Origin of the sequence: Aeromicrobium wangtongii, from assembly GCF_024584515.1 — a bacterium.
Taxonomy (GTDB): Bacteria; Actinomycetota; Actinomycetes; order Propionibacteriales; family Nocardioidaceae; genus Aeromicrobium; species Aeromicrobium wangtongii.
In genome coordinates this window covers 1,585,399-1,600,432 of record NZ_CP102173.1, presented here as the reverse complement: position 1 = coordinate 1,600,432, position 15,034 = coordinate 1,585,399, and the positions used below count along the sequence as shown (strand labels likewise).

Genomic DNA, 15,034 nt, shown 5'->3' with positions numbered 1-15,034 from the left:
TCCGTCTCTGGCGAGCCGGGGTGTTCCGGCTCGTCATCAACGTTGGCGGGACACAGCGCCGTCGCGGTCGGTCAGATGACTTCACCTGGTGACGTACATGCGTACGTCACTCGTCGGACTTGGCCTCTGCCAATGCGTCGCGCAGCGCGGCGCGGGAGGTGATGTCCAGCTTGGGGAAGATGCGGTAGAGGTGCGTGCCCACCGTGCGCGGGGACAGGTAGAGCCGAGCACCGATCTCCTTGTTGCTCAACCCGGTCGCGGCGAGCTCGGCGATGCGCAGCTCCTGCTCCGTCAGGTGGCGGAGGCGGTCGTCAGCCTCCCCACCGGAGGATCCCGCCAACGACCGCTCGTGCGCCGCACGCTCCGCCCACGGCGGGGTGCCCAGACGGTCGAACTGGTCGACCGCACGGGTCAAGGCGACCCGTGCGCGGCGCAGGTCGCCGTGACGCCGCAACCACCTGCCGTGGGCCAGACTGATCCGGGCCTGGTCGAACGGGAAAGCCGGCGCGGCCGGGTGTGCGGACGCGATCGTGAACAACCGGTCCGCCTCGGCAGTGATGTCGGTGATCGCCAGAACAGCTGTCGTCAGCATGTCCATCCGCGGTGACACGGCCCGCACGCCCTGAGCATCCGCCGCCAGCGCGTGCCGGCGCGCCTCGTCGGCGTGGCCCGTCGCCATCCCGGCCTCGACGACGTCGAGCAGGCAACGGAACGACTCATGGACGTACGGCGGGAAGGAGCCGGGCGCGCCGAGGCCGATGGCGAAACCCCATGCCCGGTGGTACTCACCGACCGCGAGCAGGCCGGCCAGCGCGGCACCTTCCACGTGATGAAGCATGACCCCGAGTCCCCGTGGGCGGGCCCACGCGTCGACCGAGAACGCCAGCTCGCGGGCTGCCTCGATGTCACCGCGCTGAGCCAGGACGCGAGCGTAGAACGCGCGGTAGAGATAGGTGAACATCTCGAATCCGAGCTCGGTGCTCAGCTCCACACCGCGGGCGAACGTCGTCGCAGCGTCGTCCCAGAGCCCTGCGTCCGTCTGGCTGAGGAGCGTGAAGTGCAGCAGCGCCATCGCGTCGGACCGGGCGCCGGCCGCGACCTCCCTGTCGACCATCCGCTCCAGGTATGAGCGGTGCTCTCCCAGCGAGTCGACCCAGAAGGCGCAGAGCGCCAACATGACCACGTCCAATGGGTCGTGGCCGGGCAGGGTGAACGCCTCGGCCACGCGGTCGCGGGCACCGTCTGCGTGACTCAGCAGGTGTCCCCCGATCTCGCGCACGAGCAAGCTCACCGGCCCGAGCCGCTCGGCGTGCTCATCGATCAGAGACTCGGTCTGTGCCCACAGGGCCGGATCGGCGGAGTACATGGTGATCATCAGCAGCACGTTGATGAGACGATCGAGAGTCTCGTCGTCCACGTCATGGCCGTGCCGTCGCACTGTGGCCAGCACCATGCGGTGCGTCGGCACAGCCGCACCCCCACGGAACAGCCGCAGATAGGCGTCGGTGAGCACCGCCGACGGAGAGGTCAGCTCGCCGCTGATCCGGTCCAGCTGGCCGAGCAGCGCCGCGGCGTCATCGAGCAGACCCGCGCTGGTGGCGACGAAGGCGGCGTCGGCGAGGCGTCGCTCCCGAACGTCCGGATGCTCGCTCAACGCCGCGGCACGGACCAGCAGCTTGACCGCGACGGTGGCTCCACCACGCCGGGCGGCGTGCTCGGCGCCCCTCTGCACGACGAGTGCGACCTCCTCGTCGGGCTCGATCGTGGCCGACGCCAGGTGGTGGGCTCGTCGCAGCGGATCGCTCGCGCGGACCTCGGCAAGATGCAGGTGCGCGGTCCGCACCTGCCCCGACGACGCCGCACCGACGACCGCGGACCGCACCAAGGGGTGACGAAATGACAGTCGACCGTCCGACGGGTGGACGTCGACGAGCCCGGCGGTGCGGGCTCCGTCGAGCCCGTGTGCCAAGCCGTGATCCCCGATCGCCTCTGCCATCCCGTCCAGCGCCAGGAGCAGCAGGGCGTCTCGCTCATCCCGCGGCAAGCGCCCCAGACGCTGGGCGTACGCCCGCTCGAGTCGTCGTGGCAGCGGCAGCTCGGGCCTCGCGACCGTTGTCGAGCCGGCCGCCAGTGAAGCCGGCAGCTCGGCGAGCGCCAACGGATTGCCCACCGCCCACCGGAGCACCTCGGCCCGCAGCGCAGAGGACAGGGTGGGGTGATGAGCGTCGAGCAGCTCGGCCGCGCTCGCCGGGTCGAGCGGCGACAGCTCGAGGTGCTCGATGCCGGCCACGTCGAGGTCGGTCGGCTCGCCGGTGCGCAACCCCAGGGCGATCGACGCCCGGGCGTCGCTGAGCCGGCGCGCCACGAACATCAGCACCTCGCCGCTCGCTGTGTCGATCCAGTGCGCGTCGTCGACGATGAGCAGACGCGGCGAGTCCTCACCTGCCAGCACGAGCAGGTCCAGGACGGCTGTGCCCAGCGCGATGACGGCGGGAGCATCACCGGTCCTGCGTCCGAGCACCACCTCGACGGCCATGCGTTGGTGATCGGCCAGCGCCTGGACGTAGGCCTTGAGCGGTCGCAGGATCCGGTCGAGAGCAGCGTACGGGAATCCGCGCTCCGCCTCCACGCACTGGAGCCGCACCACCGTCCACCCGTCGGCTCGGCCATGTCGCTCCAGCTCGTCCAGGAGCGCTGTCTTGCCCACGCCGGCGTCGCCCTCCGCGACCGCGGCCCGCCAGCCGCCGGACAGCACCGACGAGAGCCAGTCGATCTCTCGCGACCGCCCGATGAGCCGGTTGGTGGGGACCATGGCTCGCATCGTAGGGGCCGGGCCCGGCTATGGGACACCCCTTCACTTAACGGTTCGCCGGATCAGGCGACGGCTCGAGCGGTTGTCCGTGAAGCCTGTGCGGGTCGGGCAGACGTCTACGGAGATACATGTGCACCAGCACCAGCACCGACAGGAGGGCCGCCACCACGCACCAGATCGAGGCGAACGCCTCGCGGTACAGGACGGCGACCAGTGTCAGCCCGACCAGGTTGAGCAGACCGAAGGCCACGATGGACGGGTATCCCGACAACAGCGACGGACCGATCACGGCAACGATGTAGAGCACGGCCCAGAACGTGCCGTTCTGCAGGCCCACGTGGTACTCCACGGCATGGTTGTGCTCCTCGACGGAGACCGGGCCGTTGAGCACGAAGTAGGTCAGCTGGGCAGAGACCACCAGGCCGAGGACGACGAAGGGTGACACCCGCAGCCGGGCGCCCCTCGGCTCCAGGAGCAGCACGGCGGCCGGGACCAGCGTCGGCAGCACCGAGAAGGCGAAGACCACGTAGACCATCGCCGCGACCTTCTGGACGCTCGACGACACGTCACCGTCGAATCCCGCCCAGACGATGGCCTCGGTGAGCTGATGGGCGGCGAACAGCAGCGGTAGCGCGGCGAATGGCAGCTCCCGCACGTGGCGGACCTCGCGCAGCGACAGTGCTGCCACGGGCAGCAGGGCGATCCCTGCGACCACATCGGCCTCGGTGGAGAAGCACATGGCAGCCGGCTCTCTGTGGGTAGAACCTCAGCCTACGTTCCGTCAGCCATCTGTGGGCTCCGCCGGGCTAGAGTTGGCAGCCCCCACGACAGGGAGACACATGAGCAACGGCACGGCAGGGTTCATGAACGGCCCCACCCCCATCGACGCCGCACCGAGGCTCGCGGTGGACCTCGGCCTCGACGCCGACGATCTGCTCGTCAAGCGCGACGACCTGATGGGGCTCGGCGGGGGCGGCAACAAGGTCCGCAAGCTGCAGGTGACGATGGGGCAGGCCCTGGATGCCGCGGCGGACGTGGTGGTCACCACCGGAGCAGCCCAGAGCAACCACGCCCGGCTCACGGCCGCGGCGGGCGCGCGGGTCGGCCTGCCGGTCGTCCTGGTGCTCCAGGGTCATGCGCCCGAGACCGAGCGGGGCAACGTCCTGCTCGACCGCCTCTTCGGGGCGGAGATCATCTGGTCCGGGCGCCGGCCGCCCGAGGCCGTCGCGGACGAGGTCGAGCACGACCGAAGCCGAGGGCGAGTCCATCGCATCCCGTTCGGCGGCTCGAGCCCTGCGAGCGCCGAGGCGTACGTGCGCGCCGGCCAGGAGGTGCTCGACCAGGTGCCCGACGTCCGCCACGTCGTCGTCGCCGTCGGATCAGGTGGAACCATGGCCGGACTCGTCACAGCCCTCGGTGCGGAACGGGTCCTGGGCGTGGACACCGGCGCCGTGCCCGACGCCCGCCGCACCGTCCACGCCCTGATGGAGGGGATGCGGTCCGGCACCCAGGGCGCCGCGGACTCGCTGCGCATCGACGGAGGGCAGGTCGGGCAGGGGTACGAGCACCTGGCCGAGTCGACGCGTGCCGCGCTGTCTCGCGCCGCCCGCACCGAAGGACTCATCCTCGACCCGACCTACTCCGGACGTGCCATGGCCGGTCTCGTCTCGGCCGTCGCCTCGGGAGGGATCCGGCCCGGCGACAGGACCGTCTTCCTGCACACCGGCGGGCTTCCCGGCCTGTTCGGCCACGAGGCGTTCTAGCCCCGCCGACGACCAGCCGTCGCGAGCGTCCTCGGGCGCGCTCAGGCGGGTCGGGCGAGCTGGTCGACCGCCCAGCCGAACACCGCCGGGAGCCGTCGTGCTGCCGGGACGATGCCGGAGCGGACGAGGGACGCCCGGCTCGCCGTCACCAGGGCCGCGGTCATCAGGTCGTGGCGCCAGGTGAGCCGTCGCCAGTCCTGCTCGTAGCGCTCCGGGTCGGCGGCGAGCACGGCGGCGATCGCGGCCCTGGCCTGCGCGAGACCCAGCGCGATCCCCTCGCCGGTCAGCGCGTCGACGTAGCCGGCCGCGTCGCCGACCAGCAGCACCTGTCCCTGCACCCGCCTGGTCGCGCGCTGGCGCAACGGACCGGCACCCTTGACGCGGCCCAGCGGTGCACCGGCGAGGCGCTCGACCAGCCCCGGGTGGTCGGCGAGCAGGTCGTGGAAGCTCCTGCCCCGCTGACGCGTCAGGATCGCCACGCCGACCTGGCCGTCGGCGGTCGGCGTCACGTATGCCTCCCCCGACTGCGCCCAGTGCACCTCGACGAGGTCGGTCCACGGTTCGATCGACGCGTGCGCGCGCTGCGCGTACCGCTGCGGCATGCGGCTGACTCCGTCCAGCCCCAGCGCCCGCCGGGTCGGCGAGTGCAGACCGTCCGCAGCGATCAGGTACCGGGCGGGCGTGCCGTCGGCCAGCACGTGATCGCCACGATCCTGGACGTCCCGGACCGCCGCCTGCTCCACCTCGACGCCAGCGGCGGCGACCGCCTCGGTCAGCGCGGCGTGCAGCGCCGTCCGCCTGACCCCCATGCCCGTGCCGTGGCGGAACGGCGCCTCGGCCGAACGCGTCGCATCCAGGTAGCGGATGCCGGCGAGCGGACGTCCCCACAGCTCGACACCGAGCTCCTGGAGGCCGGCCACCGCCCCCGGCATGAGCCCTTCCCCGCACGCCTTGTCGACCGGGCCCCGGCGCGGTTCACGCACCACGACGTCCAGGCCCGCGCGCGCCGCGAACAGGGCCGTGATGAGTCCGACCGGCCCTCCGCCCGCGACGACGAGGTCCCGCATCAGGCGGCGGGCTGGGCGACCGGCAACGTGCGCAGGGCGGCCGACTCCACGCGGAGCCGCACCGTCAGGAGGGCGGCGTTGAGCACCGTGAACACGACGGCGGTGATCCACGCGTCGTGGACCATGGGCAGCGCGACTCCCTCGACCACGACGACCACGTAGTTCGGATGGCTCAGCACCCGGTAGGGCCCGCGCCGCACCGGCGGTGTGCCCGGGACGATGATCACCCGCGTGTTCCAGTGCCGGCCCAGCGCCTGGATGCACCACCAGCGTCCCGCTTGGCAGGCGATGACCACGGCCAGCATCGACCAGGCGAGGGCCGCGGGCACGTCCGGCCGTCGCCACCACGCCTCCACGAGCATGCCCACCAGGAACGCCGTGTGGAGCGCCACCATGACCGGGAAGTGCCGCTGGCCGCTCTCGACGCCGCCCCGCGCGAAGCTCCACTCGGCATTGCGGCGCGACACGATCATCTCCGCGACCCGCTCGAGCCCGACGAGACCGACCAGGATCGTGAACGCCAGCAGGCTGGTCATGCCGCTGCCCCGCGCACCAGCACCAGCTCGGAGCAGAAGCCCGGCCCCATCGCCATGAGGATGCCGTACGCACCCGGCGCCGGTGGTCGCTCGCGCAGCGTGTCCATCAGGACGTGCAGCACCGAGGCGGACGAGAGGTTGCCGACCGTGGCCAGCGACTCCCACGTCAGGGCGACGTCCTCGTGGCTGAGCCCGAGCGTCCGTTCGAGCGCCTCGATCACCTTCGGCCCACCTGGGTGGCAGACCCAGAAGTCGATGTCGGCCCGGGTCAATCCGTGGGACTCCAGGAACAGGTCGACGTCGCCACCGATGAACTGCTCGACGACGGCGGGCACGCCCACGTCCAGCACGATCCGAAGCCCCGTCGACCTCAGGTCGAAGCCCATGACGCGTTCGGAGTCCGGGTACAACCGGCTGCGCGAGTCGATCACCTCGATCGTGGCAGCGCCGGAGGGGACGGTCACTGGTCGCCCGCCCGTTGAGCCCCGCGCGACGAGGGCCGCCGCGCCGTCGGCGAACAGGCCGCTGGCCACCAGGTTGGCGACGGAGACGTCTGCGCGCTGGACCGTGAGCGAGCACAGCTCCACCGAGACCAGCACCGCCACGTCGCCGGGATGCCCGACGAGATGATCATGGAGGCGGGCGATACCAGCCGCGCCCGCCACGCATCCGAGGCCGAAGATCGGGACGCGCTTCACGTCCGGTCGCAGGCCGATGGCGGAGGCCAGCCGCGCGTCGAGCGACGGAACCGCCACTCCGGTGACGGTGGTGGTCACGATCAGGTCGACGTCGGACGGCGTCAGACCAGCCGCCTTCAAGGCATCGAGCAGCGCGCGGGACCCCAGCGCAACCGCGTGCTCGATGAAGAGGTCGTTCGAGCGTCCGAAGTCGTCGAGCTCCGCGTAGTCCTCCAACGGCAGCACGAGATGTCGCTGTCGGACGCCCGCATGGTCGTGGAAGGCCTGCAGTTGGTCACGATCGAGGGTTCCGTCACCGACGACTCTCACGAAGGCGTCGGTGATCTCGTCCTGCTGGTAGCAGTGCTCGGGCAGTGCGCCACGCACCGAGAGAATCTGCACGCGCGTTCCCTTCGTCGGGGGCGCCGCAGCGCCATGCCGGTTCTTTTCATCGTCACACGGGCCGACCGGGGCGACATCTCGAGAACAATTGTCATCCCAGCGTCGACGTGGTCCGATCAGCTCAGGCCTCGATGCAGCCCGTCGTGGGGTCGATCTGTGCCAGGCACAGGGTCGGGCACTTCGCAGTCTCGAGCCAACATCCTGGCAGCGGACGTCACCATGGAGGCGGCTCCGTGTTCGCCGTACTCCGTCCGACAGGCCGCGGGGCAACCGACCTGACATGGTTCATACGTGATCACCACGCTGACGACCAACGCGCTCGGCGCTTGTGTCTCCCTCTACGTCGACACCTTCAGCGCGCCACCGTGGAACGAATCGTGGAGTGCCGTCGATGCTGCGCAGCGGCTCGGCGACATCCTCGCCACACCTCGTGCCCACGGCGTCTGTCTGTGGGATCCCGCCGGCGAGCTGCTCGGTTTCGCTCTCGGTCATCTGGAACGCTCAGCGGGCGACGATCACTTCCTCCTCAAGGAGATGTGTGTTCGCGCAGGCGTGCAGCGCTGTGGCCACGGCACCCGGCTCCTGCAGGCCCTGGCCGATCAGCTGGGAGACGTGCGGCACTGGTATCTCCTGACTGCGCGAGACGGGGACGCGTCAGCCTTCTACGAAAGGAACGGCTTCCGTCCGGCCGGGCGCATGGGCGTCTTTGTCAGACCGTGACGGGGCAGGCCGCCTCCCGGCCAGGAGCCGGTGGTTCCGCTCGACGGAGCGGCCCCAGGCCGTGCCGGCAAGGATGAGGCCGATGCCGCAATAGCCGGCCGGCGTGAGGCTGTCGTTGGCCACCGTGATGCCGATGACGGCGGCCCAGATGGGTTCGCTGCCAAGAAGCAGGCTGACCCTGGAGGGGGACGTGCGCCGCACTGCCCAGATCTGAACGAAGAAGGCAAAGACCGTGCACACGAGCACCAGATAGAGGAACAGGGTGACTCGTCCGAGGTCGAGCTGGGCGACGTACTGCGGGATCGAGTCGCCGTGAACCACGGATCCCGCGGAGAAGAGCGCCGCGCAGGTGGCCAGCTGCACCGTCGTGAGGTGGAGTGTGTCCATCGGCCTGTCGGCCGTGAGCTTGGGCATCCAGGTCACATGGACAGCTCGGACGACTGCCGCTCCGAGGATCAGCAGATCGCCGAGGTTCGGTGGACGCAGTGCACCGTTTCCGGCGAGAAGTGCGACCCCGACGACGGCGATCGTGGCGGCGACAAGGAACGTGACCGGCAACCGGCGACCGGAGACGAACGAGTCGAGGATCGGCGTGAACACGATCGTCAGGCTGATGATCAGTCCGGCGTTCGTGGCCGAGGTGTGAGCGATCCCAAAGGTCTCAAACACGAACACGCCGGCCAGCAGCCCTCCGAGAAAGACACCTACCTGCAGCTCGGCTGCGGTCACCGGGCGGCGCCGAGCCGCCACGATCGCCCCCATGACGGTGGCGGCGAGCAGCATCCGCAGCGCCAGGAGTGCCACCACGGAGCTCGGGGTCACCAGCTCCTTGGCCACGAGGTACGTCGAGCCCCACGCGGCGGCGACCATGAACAGGAGCAGGTCGACGCGGAAACGGGAGACAAGGTGCATCTCATCATCGTCTTGCCGGCTCACACATTAGACAAGACAGTGATTATGGAACTGATGGTTTAGTTTGGCCTTATGGAACTTGGCCAGCTTCGAGCTTTGAGAGAGCTGGGCGACCGGGGCAGCATCGCCGCGGTGGCGGCCGCCATGCGCGTCAGCCCGTCATCGATCTCGCAGCAGATCAGTGCGCTGCAACGCCGCTCACCCGTCCCGTTGACGTACCGGGACGGGCGACGGACGGCGCTGACCGACGCCGGACGCGCTCTGGCGAAGGCTGCGATCGACGTGGAGGTGGCGCTCGAGCGCGCCGAGCAGGCAGTGGCGCGCTTCCAGGACGACCGCTCCGGCACCGTTTCGGTGGCAGCCTTCCACAGCGCGGGACTGGCAATCTTTGCGCCGCTGATCAAGGCGCTGCACGGACCCGACAAGCCGGACCTCAGGCTGGGCGACTTCGACGTGGCTCAGGGTGATTTTCCCTCGCTCACGACCGATCACGACCTGGTCCTGGCGCATCGACTCGTCGGCTCCCCGACGTGGCCGACATCGGTGCGTGCAGAACCGCTGCTGTTCGAGCCCTTGGACATCGTCGTCCGACGCGACCATCGCCTGGCAGCGAAGTCGGCGATCGAGCCAGCCGATCTCGGTGATGAGTCCTGGGTCGCGGTGCACGAGGGCTTCCCACTGGAACAGGCCATCACCGTGATCGCGGGCGTCGGCGGCAACGAGGCCCGCATCGTGCACCGGATCAACGAGTTCCTGGTGGCCGCCGCGGTGGTGTCCGCCAGCGACTGCATAGCGCTGATGCCCCGGTACACCAGCGACCTCCGCGCCCATCCGGACCTGGTGCTCCGCCCGATCGCCAATCCGGGTCTCGGCCGATACATCGACTGCCTCGCCAGAGCGGAGACCCTCGAGCGCGCCACGGTGAAGGCAGTTCTGGCAGAGGTGAAGACCATCGCGACGGGGCTCACCGAGCGCTGGGCCCCCGAGTGAACGGGACCCGCCGCGAAGGTCGGTTCAGAACCCGCGAGGCGTATCCGCGTCATATCGGGGAATAGGGAACATCCCCAGTTAGACCGGCTTCAGTGGTGTGCGCGTGTCGGGAAGAGTCACCGTGATCGCCTGGCCCGGGACGACGTCGCCGCCGCGATCGACGACAGCCATGACTCCTGCCTTGCGGATGACGTGCGTGGTCGAGTGCTTCGCCGACGCGGTTGAGGGCGCCGGCTGCTCGGACGGCGTCCCGTCCGCGCGGGACAGCACGACCTTCATCAGGCCGGCCCGGAAGGTGTTGATCTGGACGCACGGGTTGCGCAGCCCGGTGAGCCGCACGACCGGGCCCCCCAGGTCGAGCAACGTCCCTGTCGGCAGACCCAGGAGGTCCAGGTCTGCGGTCAGGATGTTCTCCCCCAGGTCGCCGGCGTGCAGCTCGTAGCCCATGGCGCGGGCGTCATCGAAGATCTCGGCCTGGAGCAGGTGCACCTGCCGCAGGTTGGGCTGGTTGGGGTTGCGACGCACCCGCGATCGGTGCTGCACCAACGTGCCGGCGTGGGCGTCCCCGAGCACCCCCAGCCCAGCCACCAGGGTGATCGAGTCGACCGGCACCTTGCTGAATCGGTGGGTCTGGTCACGGCTGACGGCGACGACCTGAGGGGTGGGCATGAGCTCATTGTGTCGTGCGAGTCGAGGGTGTGGAAACCGCTGATCTCGCAGGAAGTTTGTGTCGGTGGTGGCCTCTAGTGTGGAGGTATGTTCAAGGACGCGCCGACGGAGTCAGTACTGACTCGGGTGCGCGCCCACGACTTCGGTGGGGACCCGGTTCTGGACCGTGGCGGCCACCGGATCGATGCGATCGTGGCCCTCGATCGTGGGATCCGGGCGCTGCAGGCCGAACAGCTGGCGCAGATCGCCGGACTGCTCTCCGAGCGCACCAAGCTGATGCCCTTGGGCACTGGAGACCCGACCCTTTCGGTCATCGGCGAAGTGGCGATGGCCCGCAACATCGGCCCCACCGCCGCCGGCACCCAGGTCGGTGTCGCGCTAGTGATGGCGCAGATGCCGGCCGTGTTCGCCCTGTTCGCCACCGGTGTCATCAGCGAAGCGACCGTTCGGGGCATCGCCCACGAAGTCGACTCCCTGCACGTCGACGACCTGATCGTCGCCGACGGTGAGCTCGCCCCCGAGCTGCCGGGCCTGACCACCGCCGAAGCCAGGCGTGCTGCCGCCCGGGTCGTCATCAGCATCGACGCCGAAGCCGCGCACGAGCGGGCCACCCGCAACCGTGCCGATCAACGCGTGTCGATGTTCCCCGACAAGGACGGCGTCGCGCACCTGCACGTCCGCGGCCCCGCCGAGCAGATCCTGGCCGCCTACAAAGCCCTGGACGACTACGCCAGCGGCCTGCGCGCCACCGGCGATCCCCGCACCCGCGGGCAGATCATGTGCCAGACCCTGGTCGAACGCGTCACCGGCCTGACCTACGCAGACTCCTGTGATGTCGAACTGAACCTGGTCCTGGACGCCAAGACCCTCGTCGCCGGCGGCGACACTCCCGTCGAGCTGACCGGTTACGGACCCATCTGCCCCGATGTCGCCGAGGAGATCCTCGCCCGCGCACCCCGCGCCTCGGTCCGCCGCCTGCTCATCGACCCCGTCGACGGCACCCTGGCCGTCCGCGAACCCCGCAGGCGCCGCTTCGACCGCACCACGTCGGCGCACATCCGCACCCGCGACCAGTACTGCCGCCAACCCGGCTGCGACCTGAAAGTTCGCCACGACGACCACGTCCACGCCTACGAGCACGGCGGACTGTCAGTCAAGGACAACGGCCAAGGCCTGTGCGCTCGATCCCACAGCATCAAGCACCTACCAGGCTGGGCCGTCACCGCCGACGGCAAAGCCACCGTCTGGCGAACCCCCACCGGCCACCAATACCGATCCGACCCACCACCACTGCTGCCCGGACACCTACGCCAATAGGCGAGCAGCTCAATGGGTTTCGAAGTACCGTGCCAGTCGCCGCTGCCGGTGCTTGAAGAACGCATCGACCACCCGCGCGAGAACGACGGTCAGCCCCGGGACGGGCACCCGCGGCTGGAGGGTCACCCGGTCGCGCACGCGCGTGCCACCGGCGACGGTTGTCAATGTCCGTTCGTGCTCCCAGCGCCGCATGCTCATCATGGTGGACCTCTCCACGAACCGGACGCCCGTCTCGACCTCGACGAGCATCAGGTGATCGAAGTCGAACGGGACGAGGCCGAACAGCCGCAGCCAGGCCCGTCCCACCGGTCTACCGAGCGGGATGGTCTCGATGGTCATCCCGGCGGCTCGGCGCGGAAGACGCATCGTCATCCACGGCTGCATCTCGTGATTGATGCCGTCCGGATCGACGACCCGGTCCCAGACTGCTGCGGCGTCCGCCGGCACGTCGACCTCGTTCTCGATGGTCCTGGCTCGCGGGGGCACGGCACCGGACGATACCGGCACGCTCGGGCGTGAGAATGTGGAGTGGACACCGACAGGCGGAAAACATGCGACTACTGCTCAACATCCTCTGGCTCGTCGTCTCCGGCTTCTGGATGTTCCTCGGCTACATGCTCGCCGGAGCCCTGTGGTGCATCACGATCATCGGGATCCCGTTCGGCATCGCCTCGTTCCGCATCGGCCTGTTCGCGCTGTGGCCGTTCGGACGAACCGTCGTCGTCAAGCCCGGGGCCGGCGTCGCCTCGGGTATCGGCAACGTGCTGTGGTTCATCTTCTCGGGCCTGTGGCTGGCGATCGGGCACGCGGTGCTCGGCGCCATCTTGTGCATCACCATCATCGGGATCCCGCTGGGCCTGGCGAACTTCAAGCTGATCCCGATCTCGCTGTTCCCGCTCGGGCGGGACATCGTGCCAGCGGACGCGTCGCATCCGGCGCTCGTCACCACCTGACGGCGCCCCTATCACCGACGACGGTCAGCCCTTGGCGGTCTTGGGTGGCTTAGCCCGGGCCCGTTGCACGGCGGGGTCGACCCAGCCGTCGAGTGCCGCGGAGGTCGGCAGGTCCGCGGCGGCGACCAGCACAACGCCGCCCATCGTCCGCTCCCCCATCGTTGCCCGTCGCGCACCCTGTCGCAGCGCTTCGTCCAGACCATCCGTGCCGACGTGGACCATGAGGTCGTCGCCCACTGCACCGACGGCCATGTGGCCGCTGACCGTCCAGCAGAGTCCGCCGAACATCGAGATCTCACGGCAGTCGACCGCCCCGGCGGCTGCTTCGACGGCGGCGCGGATCCGTCCGGCCAGGGCTTGGTCATATGCCATCGCCAACCCCCTCGGGCTCGTCTCGCAGCGACCACCTCCCAGTATGGCCTACAGATGCCGCTTCAGACCGACATGGCTGGGCTCGTAGCCGAGCCGCTCGTAGAAGGACCGCGCCCGCTCCCGGGATCCGTCCGTCGTGAGCTGCGCGAGCGTGGCACCCCGCGAGCGACCGTGCGCGTGGGCCCACTCGAGCATCGCCGCGCCCAGCCCGCGGGCGCGGTGCGCCGCCGCGACCCGCACCCCCTCGATCTGCAACCGCGTCGTGCCGGAGCGCACGAGGCCGGGGATGATCGTCAGCTGCATCGTCGCCACGACCCCGTCGGTCTCGTCGCGGACGACGGCGAGGTACTGCGACGAGTCACGTGCCACGACGTCGAACGCCGCCTCGTACCGCGCGTCGTCCGCATTCTCGCGGGTTCGTCCCAGCCCGTCGTCGGCCAGCAGAGCGACGACAGCAGGCACGTCGGCCCGGGTCGCCCGCTCCACCCGGTAGCTCCGGCCGACGACCTCGAGGCGGCCGCCCGCCGACGAACGAGCGATGCGCTGCAGCCGGGCCACCAGCTGGTCCAGCCACGCGCCCACATGCGTCCGCGCCTCCGGCGTGTCCGGGTAGCGGCACCGCAGGTGCAGCCCGCTCTCGTCGAGGATGAACCACAGCATGACGCCGTCGGTGCGGATCGCGGCGCTGACGTACTGGGCCTCGAGACCGGCCGCGTCGACCCGCACCGGCAGGCGCCGCAGGTCGAGCCACGAGATCGCGAACATGCCGGGCGCTTCGGGCATGCCGCCCCATGGCCGCAGGATCTCCTCCAGCGGCCACGAGCCCAGCTGGACGGCCTCCTTGACCGCGGCCGCGCACGTGCGCGGATCGGGATCGCCCGACTCCAGCACGGAGTTGGTGATGAACCATCCGACCGAGTCGTGCCAGGTGCTCTCGTACCTGCTGTGGACCGGGAAGACCGCGCGCAGCGGCTCACCGGCCAGCTCGCGGGTGACCCCGGTCATCGCCGAGACTGCGAGCGTGAGCGTCGAGACGCCATCGGCGCCGGCCTGCGCGGTGAAGGCGGCGCTGTCGTCGACGTCGAGCACGTCGCGCACCTCGACCCGCTCCAGGTGCGGCACCGGCTCCCCGAGTGGCAGCGGGAACCGCGGCATCATCCCGCCGCTGCCCTCGAGGATCTCGCGCCACCGGTCGTGGACCTCCTGCGGCGCCCTGGCCCGGTCCAGCAGCGCGGCGGAGTGCTCGGCGAACGCGGGAACGGCAACCAGACTGGATGCCCGGCCCGCTCCGGCGTCCGCCAGCGCGGCGAGCAGCTCACGGACGATCACCAGCATCGACCACATGTCGACGTGGGAGTGATCCGCGGCGACGACGATCGTCGGACCCGCCGCGGTCTCCAGGACGCTGAGCCGGTGCGAGGGCGCCGAGCAGGGGCGACACGCCGCGTCGAGCACCTCCTTGAGGGCATCGTTGACGGCCTGCCCCGGGGCGATGGGGTGCTCGGTCCACGAACCACCGACCACCTCGACCTCGTGCAGCCGCGACTCTCCGTCGTCGCCGGGCACGAACACCGACCGCAGGGTGCCGTGGCGGGCGATCACCGCCAGCCACGCGGCTGCGAGGACGTCCCTGTCGACCGGCTGGTCGAGCCGGATCGAGATGGCCATCCATGACCCGGGCCGGTCCCCCGCCTTGACGTGCCGCCGCTGGTCGAACGAGATGGGCAGCTCACGGCCGGGTGCAGACACCCTCACGTCGTACCCGATCAGTCGTCCGAACGGGAGGCGCAGATGGGCGACGTTGGTGAGTCGCATGGCCGATACCCTAGCGCTGAGCAACCACG

At 70.1% G+C, this 15,034-nt stretch carries 15 protein-coding genes; 5 read left to right on the top strand and 10 right to left on the bottom strand.

Annotation, left to right across the window (positions count from 1 at the left end; translation table 11 throughout):
- Positions 1-106: 106 nt before the first annotated feature.
- Both NQV15_RS07950 and NQV15_RS07945 read right to left on the bottom strand, forming a co-directional pair.
- Positions 107-2,812, bottom strand: coding sequence for a helix-turn-helix transcriptional regulator (locus NQV15_RS07950; protein WP_232399285.1), 2,706 nt, complete (start codon positions 2,810-2,812; stop codon positions 107-109).
- A 46-nt stretch (positions 2,813-2,858) separates the two neighbouring features.
- A complete protein-coding gene (locus NQV15_RS07945) occupies positions 2,859-3,551 on the bottom strand; it encodes a DUF6629 family protein (RefSeq protein ID WP_232399284.1) in 693 nt (230 codons plus the stop codon).
- A 100-nt stretch (positions 3,552-3,651) separates the two neighbouring features.
- On the opposite strand from NQV15_RS07945, the gene NQV15_RS07940 reads away from it, so the two are divergent.
- Complete coding sequence (locus tag NQV15_RS07940) at positions 3,652-4,575, top strand: pyridoxal-phosphate dependent enzyme (RefSeq protein WP_232399283.1); 924 nt, start codon at positions 3,652-3,654, stop codon at positions 4,573-4,575.
- Positions 4,576-4,616: 41 nt separating this feature from the next.
- On the opposite strand, the gene NQV15_RS07935 is transcribed toward NQV15_RS07940, so the two are convergent.
- The 3 genes from NQV15_RS07935 to NQV15_RS07925 are packed head-to-tail and all read right to left on the bottom strand — an operon-like array spanning position 4,617 to position 7,257.
- Positions 4,617-5,642 carry an NAD(P)/FAD-dependent oxidoreductase gene (locus NQV15_RS07935; RefSeq protein WP_232399282.1) on the bottom strand — a complete coding sequence of 342 codons (1,026 nt, stop codon included), beginning with the start codon at positions 5,640-5,642 and terminating at the stop codon, positions 4,617-4,619.
- The gene (locus NQV15_RS07930) at positions 5,642-6,178 is read right to left on the bottom strand and encodes an isoprenylcysteine carboxyl methyltransferase family protein (RefSeq protein ID WP_232399281.1); all 537 of its coding nucleotides are present in this window, start codon (positions 6,176-6,178) and stop codon (positions 5,642-5,644) included. The genes NQV15_RS07935 and NQV15_RS07930 overlap by 1 nt, the downstream gene beginning before the upstream one ends.
- A complete protein-coding gene (locus tag NQV15_RS07925; RefSeq protein ID WP_232399280.1) occupies positions 6,175-7,257 on the bottom strand; it encodes a type III polyketide synthase in 1,083 nt (360 codons plus the stop codon). The genes NQV15_RS07930 and NQV15_RS07925 overlap by 4 nt, the downstream gene beginning before the upstream one ends.
- Before the next feature lie 291 nt (positions 7,258-7,548).
- Between NQV15_RS07925 and NQV15_RS07920 the strand changes: the two genes are divergently transcribed.
- Complete coding sequence (locus NQV15_RS07920) at positions 7,549-7,977, top strand: GNAT family N-acetyltransferase (protein ID WP_232399279.1); 429 nt, start codon at positions 7,549-7,551, stop codon at positions 7,975-7,977.
- Here the strand turns inward: NQV15_RS07920 and NQV15_RS07915 are convergent.
- Positions 7,912-8,913, bottom strand: a complete 1,002-nt coding sequence (locus tag NQV15_RS07915; RefSeq protein ID WP_232399278.1) for a DMT family transporter — start codon at positions 8,911-8,913, stop codon at positions 7,912-7,914. The genes NQV15_RS07920 and NQV15_RS07915 overlap by 66 nt on opposite strands.
- Before the next feature lie 48 nt (positions 8,914-8,961).
- Here NQV15_RS07915 and NQV15_RS07910 point away from each other — a divergent pair, with 48 nt between their 5' ends.
- A complete protein-coding gene (locus NQV15_RS07910) occupies positions 8,962-9,879 on the top strand; it encodes a LysR family transcriptional regulator (RefSeq protein ID WP_255669744.1) in 918 nt (305 codons plus the stop codon).
- 78 nt (positions 9,880-9,957) lie between these two features.
- Here the strand turns inward: NQV15_RS07910 and NQV15_RS07905 are convergent, their stop codons facing one another.
- Entirely contained in the window at positions 9,958-10,548 is a 591-nt protein-coding gene (locus NQV15_RS07905; protein ID WP_232399276.1) for an MOSC domain-containing protein, read from the bottom strand.
- Positions 10,549-10,635: 87 nt separating this feature from the next.
- On the opposite strand from NQV15_RS07905, the gene NQV15_RS07900 reads away from it, so the two are divergent.
- Positions 10,636-11,865, top strand: a complete 1,230-nt coding sequence (locus tag NQV15_RS07900; protein WP_232399275.1) for an HNH endonuclease — start codon at positions 10,636-10,638, stop codon at positions 11,863-11,865.
- 9 nt (positions 11,866-11,874) lie between these two features.
- Here NQV15_RS07900 and NQV15_RS07895 read toward each other — a convergent pair whose 3' ends face one another.
- Positions 11,875-12,351 (bottom strand): SRPBCC family protein, encoded by a 477-nt coding sequence (locus tag NQV15_RS07895; protein WP_232399274.1) that lies wholly within the window; start codon positions 12,349-12,351, stop codon positions 11,875-11,877.
- 65 nt (positions 12,352-12,416) lie between these two features.
- Between NQV15_RS07895 and NQV15_RS07890 the strand changes: the two genes are divergently transcribed.
- On the top strand, positions 12,417-12,818 hold the full coding sequence (locus NQV15_RS07890; protein ID WP_232399273.1) for a YccF domain-containing protein: 402 nt from the start codon (positions 12,417-12,419) through the stop codon (positions 12,816-12,818).
- 24 nt (positions 12,819-12,842) lie between these two features.
- On the opposite strand, the gene NQV15_RS07885 is transcribed toward NQV15_RS07890, so the two are convergent.
- A complete protein-coding gene (locus tag NQV15_RS07885) occupies positions 12,843-13,190 on the bottom strand; it encodes a TfoX/Sxy family protein (protein WP_232399272.1) in 348 nt (115 codons plus the stop codon).
- A gap of 48 nt (positions 13,191-13,238) precedes the next feature.
- Positions 13,239-15,005, bottom strand: a complete 1,767-nt coding sequence (locus tag NQV15_RS07880; RefSeq protein WP_232399271.1) for a GNAT family N-acetyltransferase — start codon at positions 15,003-15,005, stop codon at positions 13,239-13,241.
- Between the last annotated feature and the right edge of the window lie 29 nt (positions 15,006-15,034).